The organism is Roseococcus thiosulfatophilus (assembly GCF_017311575.1).
Taxonomy (GTDB): domain Bacteria; phylum Pseudomonadota; class Alphaproteobacteria; order Acetobacterales; family Acetobacteraceae; genus Roseococcus; species Roseococcus thiosulfatophilus.
Map to the genome: position 1 here is coordinate 52,427 of NZ_JAFFQY010000003.1, position 22,527 is coordinate 74,953.

Annotated in this window: 22 protein-coding genes; 11 read left to right on the forward strand and 11 right to left on the reverse strand. The window is 70.6% G+C overall.

Going from position 1 to position 22,527, the window contains the following annotated elements; genetic code table 11:
- The first annotated feature begins 56 nt into the window (after nt 1-56).
- The 5 genes from JTN19_RS01950 to JTN19_RS01970 all read left to right on the forward strand — a co-directional run bounded on the left by JTN19_RS01950 (nt 57) and on the right by JTN19_RS01970 (nt 4,620).
- Entirely contained in the window at nt 57-953 is an 897-nt protein-coding gene (locus tag JTN19_RS01950; RefSeq protein WP_242530777.1) for a DMT family transporter, read from the forward strand.
- Nucleotides 950-2,428 carry an ArnT family glycosyltransferase gene (locus JTN19_RS01955; protein ID WP_206929732.1) on the forward strand — a complete coding sequence of 493 codons (1,479 nt, stop codon included), beginning with the start codon at nt 950-952 and terminating at the stop codon, nt 2,426-2,428. Before JTN19_RS01950 ends, JTN19_RS01955 begins: the two co-directional genes overlap by 4 nt.
- Entirely contained in the window at nt 2,428-3,222 is a 795-nt protein-coding gene (locus JTN19_RS01960; RefSeq protein WP_206929734.1) for a YdcF family protein, read from the forward strand. The genes JTN19_RS01955 and JTN19_RS01960 overlap by 1 nt, the downstream gene beginning before the upstream one ends.
- A 68-nt stretch (nt 3,223-3,290) precedes the next feature.
- Nucleotides 3,291-3,917: a MarC family protein gene (locus tag JTN19_RS01965; RefSeq protein ID WP_206929743.1), complete on the forward strand. Its 627-nt coding sequence runs from the start codon at nt 3,291-3,293 to the stop codon at nt 3,915-3,917.
- Between the two features lie 88 nt (nt 3,918-4,005).
- A complete protein-coding gene (locus JTN19_RS01970; RefSeq protein WP_206929745.1) occupies nt 4,006-4,620 on the forward strand; it encodes a MarC family protein in 615 nt (204 codons plus the stop codon).
- Here the strand turns inward: JTN19_RS01970 and JTN19_RS01975 are convergent.
- The 8 genes from JTN19_RS01975 to JTN19_RS02010 form a co-directional block, all read right to left on the reverse strand.
- Complete coding sequence (locus JTN19_RS01975) at nt 4,615-5,490, reverse strand: glycosyltransferase family 2 protein (protein WP_206929756.1); 876 nt, start codon at nt 5,488-5,490, stop codon at nt 4,615-4,617. The genes JTN19_RS01970 and JTN19_RS01975 overlap by 6 nt on opposite strands.
- Nucleotides 5,487-6,347, reverse strand: a complete 861-nt coding sequence (locus JTN19_RS01980) for a glycosyltransferase family 2 protein (protein WP_206929758.1) — start codon at nt 6,345-6,347, stop codon at nt 5,487-5,489. The genes JTN19_RS01975 and JTN19_RS01980 overlap by 4 nt, the downstream gene beginning before the upstream one ends.
- Nucleotides 6,344-7,447, reverse strand: a complete 1,104-nt coding sequence (locus tag JTN19_RS01985; protein WP_206929760.1) for a glycosyltransferase — start codon at nt 7,445-7,447, stop codon at nt 6,344-6,346. Before JTN19_RS01985 ends, JTN19_RS01980 begins: the two co-directional genes overlap by 4 nt.
- Nucleotides 7,444-8,496, reverse strand: coding sequence for a glycosyltransferase family 4 protein (locus JTN19_RS01990; RefSeq protein ID WP_206929761.1), 1,053 nt, complete (start codon nt 8,494-8,496; stop codon nt 7,444-7,446). The genes JTN19_RS01985 and JTN19_RS01990 overlap by 4 nt, the downstream gene beginning before the upstream one ends.
- Nucleotides 8,493-10,016 (reverse strand): flippase, encoded by a 1,524-nt coding sequence (locus tag JTN19_RS01995; protein ID WP_206929763.1) that lies wholly within the window; start codon nt 10,014-10,016, stop codon nt 8,493-8,495. The genes JTN19_RS01990 and JTN19_RS01995 overlap by 4 nt, the downstream gene beginning before the upstream one ends.
- 38 nt (nt 10,017-10,054) lie before the next feature.
- Nucleotides 10,055-10,792 (reverse strand): sugar transferase, encoded by a 738-nt coding sequence (locus JTN19_RS02000; protein ID WP_206929765.1) that lies wholly within the window; start codon nt 10,790-10,792, stop codon nt 10,055-10,057.
- 436 nt (nt 10,793-11,228) lie between these two features.
- Complete coding sequence (locus JTN19_RS02005) at nt 11,229-12,236, reverse strand: glycosyltransferase family 2 protein (RefSeq protein ID WP_206929767.1); 1,008 nt, start codon at nt 12,234-12,236, stop codon at nt 11,229-11,231.
- Between the two features lie 47 nt (nt 12,237-12,283).
- Nucleotides 12,284-13,174 carry a polysaccharide deacetylase family protein gene (locus tag JTN19_RS02010; protein WP_242530778.1) on the reverse strand — a complete coding sequence of 297 codons (891 nt, stop codon included), beginning with the start codon at nt 13,172-13,174 and terminating at the stop codon, nt 12,284-12,286.
- Between the two features lie 80 nt (nt 13,175-13,254).
- Between JTN19_RS02010 and JTN19_RS02015 the strand changes: the two genes are divergently transcribed.
- From JTN19_RS02015 to JTN19_RS02035, 5 genes are read left to right on the forward strand one after another with little or no spacing between them, the layout of a single operon-like run.
- On the forward strand, nt 13,255-14,190 hold the full coding sequence (locus JTN19_RS02015) for a dihydrodipicolinate synthase family protein (RefSeq protein WP_206929780.1): 936 nt from the start codon (nt 13,255-13,257) through the stop codon (nt 14,188-14,190).
- The gene (locus JTN19_RS02020; RefSeq protein WP_206929782.1) at nt 14,187-14,924 is read left to right on the forward strand and encodes an SDR family NAD(P)-dependent oxidoreductase; all 738 of its coding nucleotides are present in this window, start codon (nt 14,187-14,189) and stop codon (nt 14,922-14,924) included. Before JTN19_RS02015 ends, JTN19_RS02020 begins: the two co-directional genes overlap by 4 nt.
- Nucleotides 14,921-15,796 carry a dihydrodipicolinate synthase family protein gene (locus JTN19_RS02025; RefSeq protein WP_206929784.1) on the forward strand — a complete coding sequence of 292 codons (876 nt, stop codon included), beginning with the start codon at nt 14,921-14,923 and terminating at the stop codon, nt 15,794-15,796. Before JTN19_RS02020 ends, JTN19_RS02025 begins: the two co-directional genes overlap by 4 nt.
- A 55-nt stretch (nt 15,797-15,851) precedes the next feature.
- Nucleotides 15,852-16,319 carry a transcription elongation factor GreB gene (gene greB, locus JTN19_RS02030; RefSeq protein ID WP_206929995.1) on the forward strand — a complete coding sequence of 156 codons (468 nt, stop codon included), beginning with the start codon at nt 15,852-15,854 and terminating at the stop codon, nt 16,317-16,319.
- The gene (locus tag JTN19_RS02035; RefSeq protein ID WP_206929785.1) at nt 16,316-17,488 is read left to right on the forward strand and encodes an MFS transporter; all 1,173 of its coding nucleotides are present in this window, start codon (nt 16,316-16,318) and stop codon (nt 17,486-17,488) included. The genes greB and JTN19_RS02035 overlap by 4 nt, the downstream gene beginning before the upstream one ends.
- Here the strand turns inward: JTN19_RS02035 and JTN19_RS02040 are convergent.
- The gene (locus tag JTN19_RS02040; protein ID WP_206929787.1) at nt 17,433-18,275 is read right to left on the reverse strand and encodes an alpha/beta fold hydrolase; all 843 of its coding nucleotides are present in this window, start codon (nt 18,273-18,275) and stop codon (nt 17,433-17,435) included. The two genes, JTN19_RS02035 and JTN19_RS02040, sit on opposite strands and share 56 nt — an antisense overlap.
- Nucleotides 18,272-19,141, reverse strand: a complete 870-nt coding sequence (locus tag JTN19_RS02045; protein ID WP_206929789.1) for a DMT family transporter — start codon at nt 19,139-19,141, stop codon at nt 18,272-18,274. The genes JTN19_RS02040 and JTN19_RS02045 overlap by 4 nt, the downstream gene beginning before the upstream one ends.
- Nucleotides 19,142-19,248: 107 nt before the next feature.
- On the opposite strand from JTN19_RS02045, the gene JTN19_RS02050 reads away from it, so the two are divergent.
- Nucleotides 19,249-21,594, forward strand: coding sequence for a xanthine dehydrogenase family protein molybdopterin-binding subunit (locus JTN19_RS02050; protein WP_206929791.1), 2,346 nt, complete (start codon nt 19,249-19,251; stop codon nt 21,592-21,594).
- Nucleotides 21,595-21,633: 39 nt separating this feature from the next.
- Here the strand turns inward: JTN19_RS02050 and JTN19_RS02055 are convergent, their stop codons facing one another.
- Nucleotides 21,634-22,494: an isocitrate lyase/PEP mutase family protein gene (locus tag JTN19_RS02055; RefSeq protein WP_206929793.1), complete on the reverse strand. Its 861-nt coding sequence runs from the start codon at nt 22,492-22,494 to the stop codon at nt 21,634-21,636.
- Between the last annotated feature and the right edge of the window lie 33 nt (nt 22,495-22,527).

Sequence of the window (22,527 nt, forward strand, 5' to 3'; positions counted from 1 at the left end):
CGCCCGAATCGGGGCCTATCCAAACCATCCCGCCAGGTTCACACCAGACCACAATGATGCCCGATCCTTCCCTCGCGCTCCGTGCCGCGCGCCGCCGCGCCATCATGGCCATCCTGGCCGCGGCCCTGCTCTTCGCCGTGGCGGCGGCCTTCGTGAAGACGCTGGGCGGGGCCATTCCGCTGGCGCAACTCGTCCTCTTCCGCAGCCTTTTCGCCTTGCCGGTGTTGCTGCCCATGTTGCCGGCGGCGGGCGGGTGGAAGGTGCTGCGAACGCGCCACCCCCTCGGCCATGCCGCGCGTGTCTTCTGGGGGCTGCTGGGCATGATCACCGCCTTCTACGGCTACACCACCCTGCCGCTCGCCAACGTCACCGCGCTGGGCTTCACCATGCCGCTGTTCCTGACGCTTCTGGCCGTGCCGCTGCTGGGTGAGCGCGTGGGCTGGCGGCGGGGCCTGGCCGTTCTGGTCGGCTTCCTGGGGGTGCTGTTCATGGTCAGCCCCGGTGATACGGAGGCCGCCGACCTCTGGCCCAGCCTGGTCGTCCTCTTCGGTGCCTTCGCCTGGGCCATGGCCATGATCAGCATCCGCCGCCTGGGCGAGAAGGGGGAGCCGGGTGTGGCCATCGTGCTGTGGTTCGCCATCGGCTGCTCGATCCTGGCGCTGGCCGCCAGCATCCCGGTCTGGGTCTGGCCCAGCCCGACCCAATGGGCCTTCCTGCTGGGCATCGGCATCGCATCCGCCTTCGCGCAGCTGCTGATGACGGAAGCCTATCGCAAGGGCGAGCCCACCCTGGTGGCCCCCTTCGAATATTCCGGCATCGTCTGGACCACCCTGCTCGGCGCCGTCATCTGGGCCGAGGCGCCCGATGGCTGGGACGCGCTGGGCATCCTGATCCTGGTGGGGTCGGGCCTCTACATCTGGCGGCGCGAAGTCCAGCTGGGGATCAAGCGATGAGCCGCCGCCTCGCATGGGTGCTGGCGCTGCTGGCCATCCCGCCGCTGGTGCTGGGGCTGCGCTGGTTCTCCTTCCTGCCCTCCGTGATGGATTGGGATGAGAGCCTCTATCTGCTCCAGGCGCGGGAATGGGCGCGGGGCGTCTGGCCGCTTTCGGGCGTGTGGGACATGCACCCGGTGGGCGCGCCCGCCATGATCCTGATCGCCTTCACCCTCCTGGGCGAGAGCATCACCACCGTCCGCCTGCTGGGCGCGATCTGCGTCATGGCCACCTGCTACGCACTGATCGCGCTGGTGCGCGCGGCCGGGGGGCCACGGTCGCTCGGGCTGGGGGCGGCCCTTCTCTACGCGGGCCACAGCGTGGTGCTGGGCGGGCTGACGACCAACACCGAGATCCTCTTCGCGCCCATGGTGGTCGGCGCCTTCGCGCTGGCGCTGTGGCGGGGGCCGGAATGGCCGCGGCTGCTGGGCATGGGCGTGCTGATCGGCCTGGCGCTGACCATCAAGCCGGTGGTGACGCCCGAGGGCTGCCTCGCCTTCGCGCTGCTGGCCTGGCCCACCCTCCAGGCCCGGCGCTGGGGGCGGCTTTTCGCCATGGCGGGCGCCTATCTGGCCCTCTGCCTGCTGCCCACGCTGCTGGTGGCGGGCCTCTATGCCCTGCGCGGCGAATTCGCCGACTGGCTGGAAAGTTCCATCCTCGCGCCCTTCCAGTATGCGTCCGAAGGCGCCCCGGCCGAGGTGGTGCGGCACCGTGTCAGCCTGATCCTGCTCGAGATGCACTGGCTCTTCGTGCTGCCCATCCCGGCCCTGCTGCTGCTGCGCCATCTCTCGCTGGTGCTACGCCAACTGACCTGGTTCGGCTTCGCCTGGTTCGCGGTCGCGGTGCTGGCGGTGGCGGTGCCGGGCCACTATTTCGACCACTACTTCCTCATTCTTCTGCCGCCGCTCGTCCTGCTCTCGGCGGTGGGCATCTTCGGTGCCGCGACCTATGCGTCGCCGGTGCGGGGGCCGCTTCTGGCGGGCGGCGTGGTGGTGGCGATGATGCTGGACCCCTTCCTCTTCGACCTAAGGAAGCGGATCATGCCGGGTCTCCACCTGGGCCTGCCCGACACCCCCACCCGCATCGCGGACGCCATCCGCGCCGAGATGCGCCCCGGCGACGTGGTCTTCGTCGCCAACTCCCAGCCCGTGATCTACTTCCTCACCGGCTCGCCCCTGCCCACGCGCTTTCCCTTCCCGGCCCATCTGACGGGCGCCTTCGGGGATCTGGCGGGCGTGAACATGGATGCCGAGCTGGCCCGCGTGCTGGCCACCCGCCCGCGCTTCATCGTGCAGGACATCCAGCACTGGTATGGGGTGCGCCCCGAGGCGCGGGCCTTGATCGCGGCCTCGCTCGATGCGGAGTATGAGCCGATGGCCCCCTTCGGCAATCCGCACGGCCCGGTCATGATCCACCGCCTGCGGGAGGGCAATTGATGGAAGATTTCCTCTTCACCCTCTCGAAGCTGTTCTGGCTCTTCGCGCGGCCCAACACCTTCGCGCTCTTCCTGGTCTGCCTCGGCGTGGGCCTGCTCATCGCCCGGCGGCGCTTCGGGCGCTGGCCGGCCCTGCTGGGCCTCTCCTGGTATGTGGCGGTGCTGCTGACGCCGCTGGCCGCCTGGATCACCCTGCCGCTGGAAGACCGTTTCCCCCGCCCCGAGCTGCCCGCGCGGGTGGACGGCGTGGTCATCCTGGGCGGCGCGGTAGAACAGGCGCTGACCGAGGCGCGCGGCATCCCCGCGCTCAACGGCGCGGCCGAGCGCATGACCGAGGCGGTGGCGCTCGCCCGGCTGCGGCCCGAGGCGCGCATCGTCTTCACCGGCGGCTCGGCCGCCCTGGCTCCCGGCCAGATGAGCGAGGCCGATGTGGCGCGCGCCCTCTTCGCCTCGCTCGGCCTGGAGGGGGAGCGGGTGATCTTCGAGGAACGTTCGCGCAACACCTGGGAGAATGCGGAACTCACCTACGCCCAGGTGAACCCCGCCCCCGGCGAAACCTGGCTGCTGGTCACCTCGGCCAGCCACATGCCGCGCTCCATGGGCACCTTCCGCCGGGCGGGGTGGGACATCATCGCCTGGCCCGTGAACTACTCCACCCGTCCGGGCGGCGCGGGCTGGTTCGACCCGCCCTTCTCCTTCCGGCTGGGGCAGGCGGAATGGGCGGCGCGGGAATATGTGGGGCTGCTGGCCTATTGGCTGCTGGGGCGCACCAGCGCGCTGTTTCCGGCACCCTGAGCAACTCCAGGTGACGGCGGGCAGCCGAGCGTCCATGCTGACCACCGCGTCAGCATGAGGCCGGATTGATGTTCCATCCCTTCGTCACCGACTTCTTCAGCGATTTCGTCACGCTGCTGGTCGTGCTGAACCCGGTGGCGAAGCTGCCCATCTTCCTCGCCCAGACCGCGGCGCTGGACAGCAAGACACGCAACCGCGTGGCGATGTGGGCCATCGTCATCTCCTTCGGCGTGCTGATGTTCTTCCTGGTGGCGGGGCAGTTCCTGTTGCAGGGGCTTGGGGTGGGGCTGACCGCCTTCCGCATGGCGGGCTCGCTGGTGCTGCTGCTCTTCGCCCTGTCCATGATCTTCGACAGCGCGCCACCGCCCCCGCCGGGCGCGACCGACACGACGCCGCTGGAGCGTGCGATCTTCCCGATCGCCATGCCCGCCCTCGCGGGGCCCGGGACCATGCTGACGGTCGTGGTGCTGACGGACAATGACCGCTTCGACTGGGTCCACCAGCTCGACACCGCGATCGCCCTGGTCGTGGCGCTGGCGGTCTGCTTCGTCGTGATGCGCTTCGCCACGCTGCTGGTCCAGGTGCTGCGCCGCGCCGGCATCAGCATCCTCTCGCGCGTCATGGGGCTGATCCTGGCCGCGCTGGCGGTGGAAGGCATGCTGGCCTCGACGCGCAGTTTCATCCATAGCCTGTGATTGTGGGGCCCGCATCGCGACCGAATCGGTCCGGGCCATGTTCTATTCGTGAAATGTGCCCTGCTATGCAATTGATCCACGGTCGCGGATGACGACCAACTTCCTCACGGACTTCATCACCCTGCTGGTGGTGCTGAACCCCTTGGGCAAGCTGCCGATCTTCCTGGCCACGACGGTGGGGCTGGAGCGAGCGGTGCGAAACCGCGTGGCGTTTCACGCCGTGCTCATCTCCCTGGGCATCCTGATCTTCTTTTTGGTGGCGGGGCAGGTGCTGCTGCAGGCGCTGGGCGTGGGGCTCAACACCTTCCGGCTGGCGGGTTCGCTGGTGCTGCTGCTCTTCGCGCTCGCCATGATCTTCGACACGGTGCAGACGCCGCCCCCCACCCAGCCCGACGTCTCGCCGACCGAGCGCGCGGTGTTCCCGCTGGCCATGCCCTCCATCGCGGGGCCGGGCACGATGCTGACCGTGGTGGTGCTGACCGACAAGGACCGCTTCAACTGGGCCGAGCAGGGCAGCACGGCGCTGGCCCTCGTGCTGGTGCTGGTGCTGGTCTACCTGGTCATGCGCTTCGCCACGCCGCTGGTGCAGTTCCTGCGGCGAGCGGGCATCAGCATCCTCTCGCGCGTCATGGGGCTGATCCTGGCGGCGGTGGCGATGGAGGGGATGGTCGTCTCCGTCCTCGCCATCCTGAGGCAGCTATAGGTCCAGGATGCGCTCCGGCGCGGCGCGGCCGCGCAGCAGGTCCCAGAGGCCGATCATGTTGCCGCGGAAGCGTCCCCAACGGTCCACCTCGGGCTCCGGCCGGGCGCTGCGCAGCAGGTTGATCAGGCAATGCCGCGCCGCCGAGGGCAGGGCATGGTTCCAGGGAAAGCTGCCCTTCCGCGCGAGGTAGATGGGGTTCACCACCTGGCTGTAGCCCAGCCGCACCCCCGGCACGCGCCCCGACTTGGCGCCCAGATGCACGCCCCGTGCCCCGGCCAGGCGCAGGATATTGCCGTGCGGCAGCAGCCGGCGCGTGAGGTCTATGTCCTCATACCAGGCATAGAGGGGCAGGCGTTCGTCGAAGCGCAGCCCGTGTTCGCGCATGGGCGCGAGGCGCACGGCCATGTTGCAGCCATAGCCGTTGAAATGCGGCTGGACGGCCAGAGTGTCGGCGGGCGGCGTGTCGGCGGCCAGGAGTGCCCGGCCCTCCGCGACCGTGAGGCCCGGCCCCTTGGCGCCATCGGCGATGACGGTCCCGGTCGCGACCGCGCAGTCGGGATGCGCCGCCATCACCCCCTCCAGCACCGCGAGCCAGCCGGGGGCGGGCAGGAAGTCGTCGTCGAGATAAAGCAGCAGGTCGCAATCCGGCACCGCGTCCAGGATGCGGTTGCGCTGGCGCGGCAGGCCGCCAGGGTTCTGCGCCAGGAATTCCACGCCGGGGAAGCGGGCGGGCAGGTCGGCCACATCCTCGGGCGTGACGTGGCAGACCAGCACCCGGTCGGGCGCGCGGGTCTGGCGATCGAGTTCGGCCAGCACCTCGCCCAGGATGGCGGGGCGGCCGCGCGTCGCGATACCGATCGCGATCTTCATGGCGCGGGTTCCAGGGGCGCGGGCCAGGGCAGGGGGCTGGCCAGCATGCCCTGGGCGCGGCCGAGCAGGCTGGCCAGGTAATAGCGCGCGTGCAGCACCCGCCCACGCGCCAGTGAGACAAGCGCCCCACCCAGCGGCCGATAGAGGAAGGCCGCCCGCACCGAAAACGGCACAGGATGGCGCCGCAGCGCGAAGCCGAGGCCAAGCCCGTAACGCTGCGCCCGCGCCACCGCCTCTTGTGTCAGGCGCTTGTCGGGGTGGATCACGCGCAGGGCGGGGTCGTAGCGGGCCTCCATGCCCGCGGCCAGAGCGCGGCACACCAGGTCATTGCCTTCCGCGCTGCCGAAGCGGGCGCCGGGGCCCATGCCCTCGTCGAAGCCGCCGAGACGCAGCGCCGCACCGCGCCGGAGCCAGAGGTTGAACTCGATCACGCTGGTCCAGACATTGGCGAGCGTGATCGGCCCCGCCTTGTCATTCCAGCGGCCGGAGCCAAGGCCGCCCTCGGGTGCCGCCGCCGGCCCTGTCAGGGCGGCCAGCGCCGGGTCCATGTCGAAGGCGGCTCGCACATGGGCCAGGGTGCCGGGGGGCATCAGGCAGTCATCATCGGGGAAGGCCACGAGGTCGCCGCGCGCGTGGCGGAGCCCCAGGTTGCGCGCCGCATTGGCGTGGGGGCGGGGCGCGCGCAGGTGGCGCAGGCTCAGGCGCGGCGCCCAATCGGCCACCAATACATCAAGGCGCGCATCCGGGTTCTGGTCCACCAGGATCACCTCGAAGGTGGCGTCCTGCATGGCGAGGCTGTCGAACAGCGCCCCGATCTCCTCCACCCGGCCCAGCGTGGCCACCACCAGCGAAATCATGCCAGCGCCCCCGCCACCGCCGCGCGCAGCCCCGCGCGGAATTGCGGGATGCCGAAGCGCTCGGCATTGGCGCGGCAGGCCTGGGGCGTGAAGCGCGCCTCTTGCGCCACGAAGGCGCGGATGGCGGCGGCGAGGCTTTCCGGCGTCTGCTCCGCGAAGGTGAGGCCGGTGGCATCAGTGACGATGTCGCGCGCCCCGCCACGGCCGAAGACGATGAGCGGCGCGCCGCAGGCCTGGGCCTCGACCATGCCGATGCCGAAATCCTCCTCGGCCGGGAAGACGAAGGCGCGGGCGGATTGCAGCAGGGCGACCAGCTCCGCCTGGGGCACGCGGCCGCGGATTTCGATATTGGGCGCGCCACCCGCGGCCTGGCGCACGAGCGGCGCCGAGGGCCCGTCACCCGCGATGACGAGCTTGAACTCCGGCAAGGCGCGGAAGGCCTCGGCCACCAGCTCGAAGCGCTTGTAGGCGACCTGCCGCCCGGCCACGACGAAATGCGGGCGGGGGCCGGTGGCGAGCGGAAAGCCCTCGATGTCCACGGGTGGGTGCAGCACCTCCGCCTCCCGCCGCCAGACCTTGGCTATGCGCCGCTGGATATAGCTGGAATTGGCCAGGATCAGGTCGGGGCGGGCGGCACTCGCCTGGTCCCACATCCGCATCCGGTGCAGCAGCCAGCGCGTGTAGACGGATTTCACACCGCGCGTCAGGCCCGACTGTTCCAGATATTGCCCCTGCAAGTCCCAGGCATAGCGCATGGGTGAATGCACATAGCTGACATGGGTGGTGCCCGGCCCCGTGATCACGCCCTTGGCGACGGCGTGGGAGGAGGACAGCACCAGGTCATAGCCACGCAGGTCGAACTGCTCGACGGCCAGCGGCATGAGCTGGAGGTAGTTGCGGAAGCGCTTCCGCGCCATGGGCAGGCGCTGGAGGAAGCTGGTGCGCGGCGTCTTGCCTTGCAGGAAGCCGCGTTCGTGCTCGGGCAGGAAATCCACCAGGGCGAAGAGGTCGGCGTCCGGATAGCAGGCGATCATCTGCTCCAGCACGCGCTCGCTGCCGGCGTAGTTGTCCAGCCATTCGTGGATGATGGCGGTCTTCATGCGTCGAGAAATCCCAGCAGCCGCCGCGCGGCCGCCTCCCAGGAGAAATGCGCGGCGCGGGCGCGGCCGGCGGCGATGAGGGCCTCCCGCCGCGCGGCGTCGGTGGCGAGGGTGGCGATGGCCTCGCCCAAAGCGTCCGGCGCGTCGGGGTCGAACCAGAGGGCGGCGTCGCCGCAGACCTCCGGCACGGCGCCCGCGCGGGCGGCGATGACGGGGCAGCCGCACCACATGGCCTCCAGCGGCGGCAGGCCGAAGCCCTCATAGCGCGAGGGAAAGAGGAGGGTCAGCGCGTTCTCATACAGCGCGCGCAACTCGGCGTCGGAGACGCGGCCCAGGGCGCGAACCTCGCCGCCGGTGTCGGCCTCGCCGGTGCGGAAGACGGCGGCGTCCTTGGCGCCGGCCACGGCCAGGACGAGCCCCTGCGCCGCCATGGCCCGCCGCACGATACCCAGGTTCTTGTGCGCGGCCCCCGTGCCGATGACGAGCGCGTAGCGGCCGGGCTCCAGCCCATGCCGCGCCAGCACGCCGGGGTCGGCGGTCTCGCGCAGGATGTGCTCGCCGCCCTCCAGGGTCACGCCGATGTCCGCTTGGGGAATGCCCAGCGCGGCCGCGATCCGCCCGGCCGAGAACTCGGAAACGCTCAGGATGCGCGCCCCGCGCCGCGCCAGCCCGCGCTGCATGACGCGATACCAGAGGCGGAACTTCCACCCGTAGCTCTCCGGCGTGTCGAAGACGCCGGCGTCATGGATCACGACGGCCTGCCGTCGCCCGGCCAGCAACGGCCCAGTATTGCCCAGGTTCAGCAGCAGGCCCTGGGCGGCGCGGGGCAGATCCCATTGCTCCCAGGCCTGCCCGCCGCGGCTTCCCACCACGCGGGGCGCGAGGTGCGGGAAGGCGTCCAGCCCGCTCGCCCCCGGCGGGGCCAGGAGCGTCATGGGCGGGGCCTCGCCCCGCGCGGCCAGCGCATCGAGCGCGGAGGTGATCTCGCGCGCATAGCGCTGCACGCCGGTCAGGCCCTGGGTGAGGAAACGTCCGTTCAGCGTGATCATGGGCGGAGCACCTGGCGCAGCGCCCAAGGGCGACGCAGAAGGGGGGCGAGGGCGCGGCGTTCCTCGGTCGGCAGGCGCGTGACCGCCAGAACCAGCGCCAGCGCGAATCCCAGCCCCGCCACCAGCGCGGACCATGGCCCCTCGGGCGCCAGCGCCGTCGCGGCCAGCGCCGCCGCGGCCGCCGCCAGGGCCGGGAGCAGGGCGCGAGGCGCCTCCGCAGCGGCCGGGTAGAGGCGGGCGGCGAAGAACAGCTTGCCCCCCGCATCGGCCGCGGCCCGCAGCGCCCAGGCCAGCGCCGCGCCCTGGATGCCGAAACCCAGCAGCAGCGCGGCGGAGAGCGGCAGGAAGACCACGATCTGCGCCAGCATGAACTTGGCGGTCACGTCCGGTCTTCCGATCGCGTCCAACAGCGCCCCGGGGGCGTAGGCGAGGCAGGAGAAGAAGATGCCCCCCGCCAGGATCCGCAGCACCATGGCACTCTCCGCCGCGAAGCCCGCGCCGAGCCACAGCCGCAACGCCGTCTCGGCGAAGCCGGCCAGGATCAGGCAGGGCGGCAGGGTCAGCAGCATGATCATCAGCGCGCCGCGCCGCAGCAGGCCGGCCGTGGCCTCGGGCAGCAGGCGGAAGGCCGAGGCCATGGCCGGCAACAATGCCTGCGCCACCGCCACGGGAATGATCCACATGCGCAGCACGAGGTCGAGCGGCGTCGCGTAATAGGCCACCGCCGCCAGCGTCAGCACCGCGCCCACGAGGAAGCGGTCGGCATAGATCAGCGCTTGGTTCATCATGGAGGAGGCCGTCATCCACCCCCCGATCCGCAGCAGCGGCAGCACCAGCAAGGGCGAGCCGAGGGAGAGGCGCGGCAGCAGCCCGCGGCACAGCCAAGCGTAGGAAATGGTGTTGGCCAGCCGGCAGGCCACCAGCGCCAGCATGACGCCGACCAGGCTTTGCCACACCAGCAGCACCAGCACGGGCCCCAGGTAATACATCGCCGCCACGGGAATGGTGACGAGGTTGGCCGCCCGGAACCGCTGATGCGCCGCCAGCACCCCCCACAGCGCCGCATTCACCACCACCAGCGGCGCGGCCACGGCGAGGATGCGGAAGGCGGCCAGCGCCTCGGCCTGGAGGGATTCGGGCACGTTCAGCGCGGAGCCCATCAGCCAGGGCAAAGCGGCCCAGAGGGCGGCGGCCCCAAGGGCCGCGAAGCCCGCCAGCGCCGCCATGGCGGTGCCGACCAGCCGGCCCGTCTCGGCCTCGGCGTGGGGGGTGTCGGCCGTCATGCGTTCGGAAAGCGCCCGGGTCAGGGCGGGGCCCACGCCCAGGTCAAAGATGCCGAAGACGCCGACCAAAGCGAGGGCCAGGGTAAACAGCCCCCAGCGCTCCAGCCCCATCTGTCCCACCAGAACCGGCGTCAGCACCAGGGCCAGCAGCAGGGGCAGGCCGCGGCCCAGCCCGTTCCAGACCATGCCGGACAAGAGCCGGCCCGCCCCGGCGCGGTCGCGCGCGGTGTCACTCATCGAACAGGAACCCGGAGATGGCGGGGGCGAAGCTTAGCTCAGCAGGCGCCGCGGCGCGACAGGACGGCGAAGGGCGTCCGCAGCAGGATGCTGATGTCATTCCACAGCGAGGGGGTGGCCACATAGGCCACGTCCAGCGCCACGCGCTGGGCGTAGCTGGTGTCCGACCGGCCGGAGACCTGCCACAGGCCGGTGATGCCGGGGCGCACGCTGATGTAATGCGCGGCGGCCGCGCCGTAGAACTGGTCCAGCTCGGACTGGATGACGGGGCGGGGGCCCACCAGGCTCATCTCGCCGCGCAGGACGTTGATGAGCTGGGGCAGCTCGTCCAGCGAGGTGGCGCGAAGGAAGCGGCCCACGCGGGTTACGCGCGGGTCCTGGCGCAGCTTGCGGGTGGCGTCCCATTCGGCCCGCGCCTCGGCGTCACTGGCCAGCAGCGCGTCGAGCCGCGCCTGGCTGTCCACCACCATGGAGCGGAACTTCAGGCAGCCGAAGCCCTCGCCACCACGGCCCACGCGGCGGTGGGCATAGAAGGCGGGGCCGCCATCGCCGCGCACCAGCCAGGCCAGCACGAGCATGACGGGGGCGAGCAGCAGCAGCAGCGTGCCGGCACCCAGGACATCGAGGGCGCGCTTCAGGAAGGGCCGCGCCCCGCTGCGCCAGGCGGCGTGCGGGGGGGCCAGCACCATGGAGGGTGCAGCATAGCCGGCGCCCATCACGCTCTCGCGCGCGGAGGGGTCGCGTTGCAGGGACGAGAATGCGTCCAGGCCGGGCATATCGAACCTTCCGTAACTGGGCCGGGGGGGGTGGCCCGTCAGGGTTGCCGTGGCGGTGGAAGAGACCGTCCCTTCCTGACCACCATGCTGTTATCCGGTTGATCGCAGGCGGCTTTTGGACCCACCCAAGGCAACATTGTGGCGCGTCCGAAATCCCTCGCAGAGGGCGGGAGAGCGATCAGCGAAGGGCCAAATCCGCACGACGCGGACTGAGATTCCAAAGCAGCCGCCGCTCGGAATTTACTGATTGGAAAGGGTTCACTGTCGCGCTTCAGGGGCAGCCTCGCGGGTCGCTCCGCCATGTTGGGCATGGCTGACCCGCTCCAGCTGAAGGTCAACCTGGCGAAGCAGTCTTGCGCTTTCCGAAAATCTGAAATTGCGGACGCTTCATCGGGGCGCAATCAAGGCAGCGCTGCCACAATTGCCTCCCGACGTCTCAGCCCGTCTGCTGCCCCGCGAAGGGGCGCTCGGCCGGCGCCAGGCGGGAGCGCAGGTGGCGCTCCACGATGTAGAGGGGCCGGTGCTTCGTCTCGTTGAAGATGCGGCCGAGATATTCGCCGATGATGCCCAGCATCATCATCTGCACCCCGCCCATGAACAGCACCACGGCCATCAGGCTCGGATAGCCCGCCACCTCATTGCCGAAGAGCAGCGTGCGGACCAGAAGCTGCGCAATGTAGAGCCCCGCCAGCACCGCCACCGCCAGCCCCACATAGGAGGCGAGCTTCAGCGGCCCCAGGGTGAAGCTGGTGATGCCCTCGAGCGAGAGGTTCCACAGCTTCCACCAGTTCCACTTGGTGGTGCCCGCCGCCCGGGGCGCGCGCGCATAGGGCACGGCCACCGAGGGGAAGCCCACCCAGGCGAAGAGGCCCTTCATGAAACGGTGCTGCTCCCGCAATTGCAGCAGCGCGTCCAGCGCGCGGCGGGACATGAAGCGGAAGTCGCCGGTGTCGGGGGGCAGGGTCACGCGGCCGCCCACACGCTGCATCAGGTGGTAGAAGCCGGCGGCGGTGGCGCGCTTCAGCCAGCCCTCGCCGTGGCGGGCGCTGCGCTGGGCATAGGCCACGTCGAAGCCGCGGCGCCAGGCGGCCAGCAATTCAGGGATGACCTCGGGCGGGTCCTGGAGATCGGCGTCAATCACCACCACGCCCTCGCTGCCGCGCGCGTGGTCGAGACCCGCGGTGAGCGCGATCTCCTTGCCGAAATTGCGCGAGAGGTTGACCACGGCCACGCGCGGATCGGTCGCGGCCAGGTCCAGCATCAGCCCGAGCGTGGCATCGCGCGAGCCGTCATTCACATAGACCACCTCCCAGGGCAGGTCCTGCGCCGAGAGCACGGCGCCGAGGCGGCGGTGGAATTCGGGCAGCACCTCCTGCTCATTGTAGCAGGGCACGACCACGGACAGCGCCGGGCGCGGTGGGTCCAGGGGCAGGGCGTCGGGCATGGTGGCAAGCCTCGCCGCCCTTAATGGTTTTTCCGCGGCAGAAACCGCTACCCGTTTTTCGCGCGGGCCAACCAATGCGCCGCGATGTCCCGCCGCCGCGCCACCCAGATGCCGGGCGTGCGCGCCACATGGGCCAGCACCGCCTCCAGCCCCGCCATGCGCCCGGGCCGGCCGATGATTCGCAGATGCAGGCCGATGGACAGCATCTTGGGCGCCCGCGCGCCCTCGGCCAGCAGCCAGTCCACCGCGCCGATGCAGTACTGTGAGAAGTCCGTGGCCTGGACGAAGCCGCCGCCGGGCGAGAAGCGCATGTCATTGGTGTCGAAGGCGTAGGGCAGGATGACATGGCCGGGTGCATGTAGCCGCGGCAGGTCGTCGTCATAGGCGTCGCTGTCGTAGAGGAAGCCCCCTTCCTCCCGCAGCAGCCGCCGCGTGTTGGGCGAGGAGGCCGAGCGCGTGTGCCAGCCCACCGGCCGTTCCCCGGTCGCATCGCGGATGGCCGCGACGGTGGCGGCGATGACCTCCCGCTCCGTGGCCTCGTCCATGTTGGCGTGGCTTTCCCAGCGCCAGCCATGGGCGCTGACCTCATGGCCGGCGGCGTGCGGCGCGGCGGCCAGATGCGGGTTGGCGGCCACGGCGCGGCCGCAGGAGGAGAAGGTCGCCTTCATCCCGTGCCGATCGAAGGCATCCAGGATTCGCCACAGCCCCGCCCGCGCGCCATAGGCGTAATGCGTCTCCATGCAGGGGTCGGGCACGCCCACCACCTCCTCGCGGATTTCATGCACGCTTTCATTGCGCGCGTCGCCGCTGGCAAGGCTCAGCTCCGCGCCCTCCTCCACATTCACCACGAAGGAGAGGGCAAGCCGCGCCCCCCCCGGCCAGTTCGGGTCGGGCGGCTGGTTCGCATGGCCGACAAGGTCGCGGCTTGTCGGGGGCATTCCGCCGGGAATGGGCATGGGGCATCCTTCGCAGGGGCAGGAGACGGGTTTAGGTTCGCGCAAAGAACAGGAGAAGCCCCATGCTCACCGCCCAGGCCAAAGGCGTCTGCGTCATTTGCCCCACGCCCTTCCTGCCCGATGGCGCGCTGGACGAACGCAGCGCCGCCAGCATGACCGAGGCCTATGTGGCCGCCGGCGCCACAGGCCTGACCATCCTGGGCGTGATGGGCGAGGCGCCCAAGCTGGATGCGGAGGAATCGCTGCGCCTGGTGCGGATCGTGCTGAAGCACGCGGCGGGCCTGCCCGTGATCGTGGGGGTTTCGGCCCCCGGCTACGCGCCGATGCGGACGCTGGCCCAACGCTCCATGGAGGCGGGAGCCGCCGGCGTGATGATCGCGCCGCCGATGGGGCTGCGCGGGGATGAGGCCATCATCTCCTGGATGCAGGGCGCGTCGGAGGCCGTAGCGCCGGCGCCCTGGTGCCTGCAGGATTTTCCGCAGCTGACCAATGTGCTGATGACGGCCAAGATGATCGCCACCCTGGCGAAGGCCGATCCGCGCCTCGTGATGCTCAAGGCCGAGGACTGGCCGGGCCTCGACAAGATCAGCGCGCTGGTTTCCATGATGAAGGCGGGCGAGATGCCGCGCATCGCCATCTATGGCGGCAATGGCGGCCAATACCTGCCCGAGGAAACCCTGCGCGGCGCCGATGGCATGATGACCGGCTACGCCTTCCCCGAGATGCTGGTGCGCGTGCGCAACCTGCTGCTGGAGGGCAAGCGCGACGAGGCCATGGACGCCTTCGAGGCCCACCTGCCGCTGATCCGCACCGAGCTGCAGCCGGGGCTGGGTCTTGCGGTGCGGAAATACATCCTGGCGCGGCGCGGCATCATCGCGCACCCGAACCTGCGCGCCCCGGGGCCCAAGCTGTCCGATGCCACGCGGGCGGAGGTGGACTACCAGCTGGCCCGCCTGGCGCGGCGCGACCCCACGGCGCTGAAGCTCGCCGCCGAATGAGCGAACTGGCCGGCCGCATCGCGCTGGTCACGGGCGCGCAGCAGGGCATCGGCGCCGCCATCGCCCGCGCGCTGGCCGCGGCGGGGGCGGATGTGGCGGTGAACTGGCTCGATGCGGAACCGCTGGACCTCGCCGCCGAAATCCGGGCCATGGGGCGGCGCTGCGCGCTGCTGCAGGGCAGCGTGGCGACCGTGCCGGAGGTGCGGGCGTTGCACGCCGCGGCCGTGGAAGCGCTGGGCGTGCCGGACATCCTGGTGAACAATGCCGGCATCTTCCCCCGCTGCGACTTCCTGGCGATGGAGGAAGCCGAGTGGGACGCCGTGCTGGACATCAACGTGAAGGCCGGCGCCTTCCTCACGCAAGCCTTCGCCCGCGCGCTGGCGGGGCGGCCCGGGGCGGTGGTGAACCTGTCCTCCTCGGCCGTGCGGGGTGATCCGCGCGGGGTGCACTACACCACCAGCAAGAACGGCGTGGTGGGGCTGACGCGGGCCACGGCGCTGGCCCTGGCACCCGCCATCCGCGTAAACGCCATCGCGCCCGGCCTGACCGACACCGCCCAGCCGCGCTTCGGCATGACGGAGGAGGAGATCGCGGCCCGCAGCGCCACCTTCCCCGTGGGCCGCATTGGCAGGCCCGAGGAAATCGCGGATCTCGCCGTCTTCCTGGCCGGCCCGAAGGCGGGCTTCATCACGGGGCAGGTCTATCACATCAACGGGGGCATGTATCTCGCATGAGCCGGTTCGAGGGCGTCTTTCCCTATCTGGTCTCGCCCATCGGCGCCGATGGCGCCGTGCTGGAGGCGCCGCTGCGCGACCTGGTCGAGCACCTGATCGGCGCGGGCGTGCATGGGCTGACGCCGCTCGGCTCCACCGGGGAATTCGCCTATCTGAGCCACGCCCAGCGGCGCGAGATCGTGCGGATCGTGGTCAGTCAGGCGCGCGGACGGGTGCCGGTGGTGGCGGGTGTCGCGGCCACCACCACGGCCGATGCGGTGGCCCAGGCGCGCGATTACGAAAGGCTGGGCGCGGACGGCATCCTGGGCGTGATGGAGGCCTATTTCCCCATCCCCGAAGCCGGTGTCGTCGCCTATTTCACCGCGCTGGCCGATGCCACCGGCCTGCCGCTGGTGCTCTACACCAACCCGAATTTCCAGCGCAGCGACCTGTCGCTGCCGGCCATCACGAAGCTGTCCCACCATCCGCGCATCGTGGCCATCAAGGATGCCAGCACAAATACGGGCCGCCTGCTCTCCATCATGAATGCGGTGGAGGGGCGGATGGATGTGTTCAGCGCCTCCGCCCACATCCCCGCCGCCGTCATGCTGATCGGCGGGGTGGGCTGGATGGCGGGGCCGGCCTGCGTGATCCCGCGCGAGAGCGTGCGGCTCTACGAACTCTGCCGCGCCGGGAACTGGGCGGAGGCGCTGCCGCTGCAACGCCGCCTCTGGCGCTTCAACGAACTCTTCGCGCAATACGCCCTGGCCGCCTGCATCAAGGGCGCGTTGCAGATCCAGGGCTTCGCGGTGGGCGACCCGCTGCCGCCCCAGGCCCCGCTGAGCGAGGCGGGCCGCGCCGCCGTGGCCGAGGCCCTGTCTTCCCTTGGCTGACGAGGACGAGGACGACGAAGGCCCGCCCGGCCTTCCCTCCGGCACCCCCTTCTACATGACGCCCGCGGGCCACGCGGCGCTGACGCGCGAACTGCATGAGCTGTGGCATGGCGAGCGCCCCAAGGTGGTCGAGGTCGTCTCCTGGGCCGCGGGCCTGGGCGACCGCAGCGAGAACGCCGACTACCAATATGGCAAGCGCCGCCTGCAGCAGATTGACAGCCGCGTGCGCTTCCTCCGCCGCCGGCTGGAGCGCGCGGAGGTGGTGGATGCCGCGAAGCAGACACGGCGCGACAAGATCTTCTTCGGCGCCACCGTCACCTATGCCCGCATGGACGACAGCGAGGTGACGGTCACCATCGTGGGCATGGAGGAGGCGGACGCGACGCAGGGCCGTATCTCCTGGGTTTCGCCCGTGGCGCGGGCATTGCTGGGCAAGACCGTCGGCGATGTCGTGAAGCTGCGGACCCCTGCCGGCTTGGAGGAGATCGAGGTGGTCGCCATCGCCTATCCGCCCGCGCCATGAGCAAGGCGCTCGTCATCGCCATCCTGGGCACCACCCAGACGCTCGCCTGGGCCGGCAGCTACTACATTCCCGCGATCCTGGCTGGGCGCATGGCCGATGACCTGGGGGTGAACGCCTCCACCATCTTCGTCGCCTTCTCCTGCGCCCTGCTGCTGACGGCCTTTCTGGGGCCGCGCGTGGGCCGCGCCATTGACCAGCATGGCGGGCGCGCGGTGCTGATCGCCTCCAACCTGGTGCTGGCCACGGGGCTTGGGGTGCTGGCCATGGCGCAGGGGCCGGTGATGCTGTTCCTGGGCTTCGGCGTGCTCGGCATCGGCATGGCGATGGGCCTGTACGACGCGGGCTTTGCCGCGCTGGCCCGCATCTATGGGCGTGACGCGCGGGGGGCCATCACGGGCATCACCCTCATCGCGGGCTTCGCCAGCACGGTGGGCTGGCCCGTCACGGCCTGGATGCAGGCGGAGTTCGGCTGGCGCGGCGCCTGCGCGGGCTGGGCGCTGGTCATGCTGCTGCTCGCCCTGCCGCTGAACGCGCTGCTGCCGCGCGGCACGGTGAGGGCACCCGAGGCGCAGCCCGCAGCCCCGCCCGACGCCGAGACGGCGCGCCGCACCCGCCGCGCCGCCTGGCTGATGGCCTTCATCTTCGTCTCGGGCGGGTTTTCGGCCTCGGCCCTGGCCGCGCATCTGCCGGGGCTGCTGGTGGCGGCGGGTGCCACGCCCGCGGCCGCCATCGCCGCCGGCGCGCTGATGGGGCCGGCGCAGGTCGCCGCGCGTGTCTTCGAGTTCACCCTGCTGCGGCGGGCGCACCCGCTGCTCTCGGCGCGGATCGCGCTGACCACCCACCCGCTGGGCGCCGTGCTGTTGCTGATCTTCGGCGGGCCGCTGGCCGCGCCCTTCGTGCTGCTGCACGGGGCGGGGAATGGCATCCAGACCATCGTGCGCGGCACCTTGCCGCTCGCGATCTTCGGGGCGGCCCGCTATGGCGCGCGGCAGGGGCTGGTGGTGGCGCCGGCCCGATTCATGGGGGCGCTGGCGCCGGCGCTGTTCGGCTTCGTGGTCGAGGGCTATGGCGCCCACGCGCTCTGGCTGACCATCGCGCTCTCGGTGATGGCCTTCATTGCCCTGTTCTTCCTTCACGTCGCGCCAGAATCGAAAGAAGTGCGGCGTTGAATTCCTCCGCCGCCTCATAGGCCACCCAATGGCCGGCGGCGGGGATGACGGCCTCCAGCATCGAAGGGTCGCGCGCGCGGATCACGTCCAGCCGCGCGGCCACGTTCGGGAAGGCCACCGCGTCGAACTCGCCCCAGATGCCGTTGAGCGGCGCGGTCACGCGCTCCAGCGCATCCTTCAGCGACGTGCCGGAGGCGAAGCCCCGGCTGCGCAGCCGCGCATGGTTGGTGTGCCAGTCCTGGATGGCGAGCGCGGTGGCATCAATCTTCGCCGGGTCGTGGAACATGAGGCGCTTCAAATTTTCACGGTTGGCCTCGACCCGCGCCGCCCCCTGCTTGTCGCGCACCTTCAGCAATTCCAGCGGGGGGCGCGCGAGGCCGAGCGAGGCCGCGCCCACCAGCGTCAGCGTGCGGATATGTTCCCCCTCCAGCGCCGCCAACTGCCCGCTGACATTGGCGCCGAAGGAGAAGCCCGTCAGGTGGTAGCGCCGCTCAGCGCCCAGCAGTTGCGCCAGCCCATCGCGCAGCGGCAGGGCGGCCGATTGCGGCGTGGCCTCGCCGGGGGGCATGGCGCTCTCGCCCAGGCCCGGGATATCGGCCGCCAGCACGCGGTAATGGCGCGAGAGCGGCCCCACATTGCGCGCCCAATGCCGCCAACTGCCCGAGCCGCCATGCAGCAGCACCAGCGGCGTGCCCTCGCCCCAGCTGCGCCAGACCACATGGCCATCGCCGCAGGGGGTCTCATGGCGGGTGGCGGCGTGGTCGAGTTCGATGATGTCGGGCGTCATGCGGGGGTACTCCGTCCGCGCCGCGCCTCGACGCGCGCGATCCAGCTGGTGGAGAGGAAGATCACGGCGGCACCGGCCAGCGTGGTCGTGGTCGGGATTTCCGAGAAGGCCAGGTAGCCCAGGCAGGCGGCCCAGATCAGGTCCAGGAACTTCACCGGCTGCGCGGCCGAGATGTCGGCGATGCGATAGGCCATGGTCAGCATCCAGTGGCCCAGGCTGCCCAGCGCCCCGCAGAGCAGCACGATGCCCCATTGCATGAGGCTCGGCCATTCCCAGAGCCAGACCGCCACGGGCAGGGTGAAGACGGCCACCGTCAGCGACTGCCAGGCGACGATCACCTGCGGCGTGTCATGCCGCGTCAGCGCCTTGGCGATGAGGAAGGAGGCCGCGAACAGGGGGGCGGAGGCCAGCATCAGCAGCGCATGATGCCCGCCCGTGCCGGTGAAGCTGGGTGCGACCACCACCAGCACCCCCAGGAAGCCCAGCAGGGCGGCGGCCCAGCGCTGCCAGAACATGCGCTCCTTCAGAAACAGGACGGCACCCAGCATGATGAAGATGGGCCCGGTGAAGCCGATGGCGGTCAGCGTCGCGAAGGGGATGTGCGGCAAGGCCGAGAACCAGAAGAACAGCGCCGCCGTATGCGCCACCCCCCGCCAGAGCTGCCCGCCCATGGCCCGCGGCACATAGGCGGCGAGGCCCGCCTGGATGATCCAGGGGATCATCACCACCAGCCCCGCCCCATAGCGCAGGAACTGCACCTGGAAGGGGGGAAGCTCGCTCGCCAGCACACGCAGGTTCAGGTTCAGCAGGGCGAAGGTGAAGCCCGCCCCCGCCGCCAGGATCATGCCGTTTAGGGTGGGCGTCATGCGGGAAGGGGCGGCGAAACCATGGGGTTGAGCGTGGCGCGACGGGCGGCCTTGCGGAAGCCCCCGCGGTGCCTACCATCTGTGTCACCCTTGCATGGATGACAGCGATGCCGGACACCAACCTGCCCTTCGACCCGACGCGCTTGAAATTCGGCATCGGCCAGCCCGTGCCGCGGCAGGAGGACCCGAAGCTGCTGCAGGGGCAGGGGCGCTACACCGATGACGTGGCGCTGCCCGGCCAACTCTACGCCTGGGTGTTCCGCAGCCCCTATGCCCATGCGAAGGTGCTCTCACTCGACGTGAGCACGGCGCGCGAGGCGCCGGGCGTCCATGCCGTGATCACGGCGGACGACCTGGCCGAGTATGGCCCCATGACCTGCGCCATGCCGTTGAAGAACGCCGATGGCAGCCCGTTGCGCACCACGCACCGCCCGGCGCTCGCCTCCGACCGGTTGCGCTTCGTGGGCGACCCCATCGCGGTGGTGGTGGCCGAGACGCGGGCCCAGGCGCGCGACGCGGCCGAACTCATCATGCTGGACGTGGACATGCTGCCGGCCGTGACCGAGGCCTCAGCTGCCGCCGGTCCGGATGCGCCGCTGCTCTATGACGACATTCCCGGCAATTGCGTTCTGGACTTCGCCTTCGGCGACGCCGCCCAGGTGGCCGAGGCCTTCGCCGCTGCGGCGCACGTCCAGAAGCTCTCCATCCGCAACAGCCGCATCGTCGTGGCGGCGATGGAGCCGCGCAGCGCCATCGGCGAATACGACGCGGCCGAGGGACGTTTCATCCTGCATGTCGGCTGCCAGGGCGTGTTCGGCCTGCGCAACCAGCTGGCCGACGACATCCTGAAGATGCCGCGCGAGAAGGTGCGCGTGCTGACCGGCAATGTCGGCGGCAGCTTCGGCATGAAGGCCAATGCCTACCCCGAATACCTGCCGCTGCTGCACGCGACAAAGCAGCTCGGCCGGCCCGTGAAATGGACCGATGACCGCAGCGGCGCCTTCCAATCCGACCAGCACGGCCGCGACCACGAGGTGGTGGCGGAACTCGCGCTGGACGCGGAGGGCAAGTTCCTCGCCGTGCGGCTGACCAGCTACGCGAATATGGGCGCCTACTTGTCCACCGTGGCGCCGCTGATGGGCACGGGCAATTTCGTGAAGAACGTGCAGTCCAACTACACCATGCCGCTGATCGAGGTGCGGACGCGGAGCCTGCTGACGAACACCACCCCCGTCTCGGCCTATCGCGGCGCCGGCCGGCCCGAGGGCAATTACTTCATGGAGCGGCTGATCGAGGAAGCCGCGCGCGAAATGGGCAAGGACCCTGTCGCGATCCGCCGGCTGAACCACATCCGGCCGGACCAGTTCCCCTACAAGGCGCCCACCGGCAGCGTCTATGACGGGGGCGAGTTCTCCGCGATCCTGGAGGACGCGCTGAAGGCCGCCGACTTCGCCAATTTCGAGACGCGCCGCGCGGAGTCCAAGGCGCGGGGCATGCTGCGGGGCATCGGCGTGGGCAACTTCCTCGAATGCACCGCGCCGCCCACGAAGGAACAGGGCGGCATCCGCTTCGAGAAGGACGGCACCGTTACCATCATCACCGGCACGCTGGACTATGGGCAGGGCCATTGGTCGGCCTTCGCCCAGGTGCTGCACCAGAAGCTGGGCGTACCCTTCGAGGCCATCCGCCTCAAGCAGGGCGACAGCGATGAGCTGGTGGCGGGCGGCGGCACGGGTGGCTCCAAATCGCTGATGGCCTCCGGCGCCGCCATCGTCGAAGCCTCGGCGCTGGTGGTGGAAAAGGGCAAGCTCGCCGCCGCGCATGTGCTGGAGACGGCGCCGGCCGACATCGAGTTCGAATGGGGCCGCTTCGTCGTGGCCGGCACCGACCGCGCCATCGGCATCATGGAGCTGGCCGAGAAGCTGCGCGAAAGCCACAGCTTGCCCAGCGAGGTGCCCGCCAGCCTGGACGTGACGCATGTCTTCGACCAGGCGCCCCAGGCGTACCCGAACGGCTGCCATGTCTGCGAGCTGGAGGTGGACCCCGACACGGGCCACGTCACCTTCCTGAACTATGTGGCGGTGAACGACTTCGGCGTGATCGTGAACCCGCTGCTGGTGGCGGGCCAGGCGCATGGCGGCATCGTCCAGGGCATCGGCCAGGCGCTGCATGAGCGCGTGGCCTATAGCGAGGAGGGCCAGCTTCTCTCGGCCAGCTTCATGGATTACGGCCTGCCCCGCGCCGAGGACCTGCCGCCCTTCCAGCTCTCCTCGCGCGAGGTGCCGTGCACCACCAACCCGCTGGGCGCCAAGGGCTGCGGCGAGGCGGGCTGCGCCGGCAGCCTGCCCGCCGTGATGAATGCGCTGGTGGACGCGCTGAGGCCCGTGGGGGTGAACCACCTGGACATGCCCGCCACGCCGGAGGTGATCTGGCGGGCCATCCACGAGGTCTAACGGCGCCGCCGGCTTACGCCCCTGGACCCATCAGGGGCATCAGCCCAGGAAGCGTCGCGCGAGTTCCGCATAGTCGGCCTCGCGCATCGCCGCTTCGCGCAGCGCCTTGGGGGCCGTCCCGCCCACCTGCGCGGGCGGTGTGCCCTCTCGCAGCGCCTTCAGCGTGGCGTGGATGGCCTGGATGGCCGCCTGGAAGGGCAGATGCCCTTGCAGCGCGATCCGCACGCCGCGGCTGGCCAGGTAGGCGCGGTCGCTGATCTCGTCGGACAGCGTACCGAGCACCAGGGGCAGCTTGGCTTCGGCCGCCAGCGCGTCCAGCTCCGCGCGCTTCGTCACGCCGGTCAGGAAGATGCCATCAGTGCCCGTGTGGTTGTAGGCGCGCACCCGCGCCAGCGCGTCCTCCAGCCCCGTGATGGAGACCGCCCCCGTGCGCGCGAAGATGACCAGCGAGGCATCGTCGCGCGCCGCCACCGCCGCGCGCATCTTGGCCACGCCCTCGTCGAGCGGAATCAGCACGGGCTTCTCCGTGCCGAAGGGGCGGGGCAGGGCGGTGTCCTCGATGGAGAGCGCGGCGACCCCCGCCACCTCCAGCTCCTCCACCGTGCGCATCACGTTCAGCGCGTTGCCATAGCCATGGTCCGCATCCACCACCAGCGGCAGGCGGGACGCCGCGCGGTTGATGCGCCGTGCCTGTTCCGCGAATTCCGTGAGCGTCAGCAGGATGATGTCGGGCGCGCCCAGCACGGCAAGGCTGCCCGTGCTGCCCGCGAACATGCCGAGTTCATAGCCCAGATCCTCGGCGATCCGCGCCGCCACCGGCTCATGCACCGAGGCGGGATGAACGCAGTCATGCCCCTCCAGCACAGCCCTCGCCGCCGCGCGCCGCTCACTCCACCGCATTGCATGTCTCCTGACCTTGTCCGGTCATCTTGC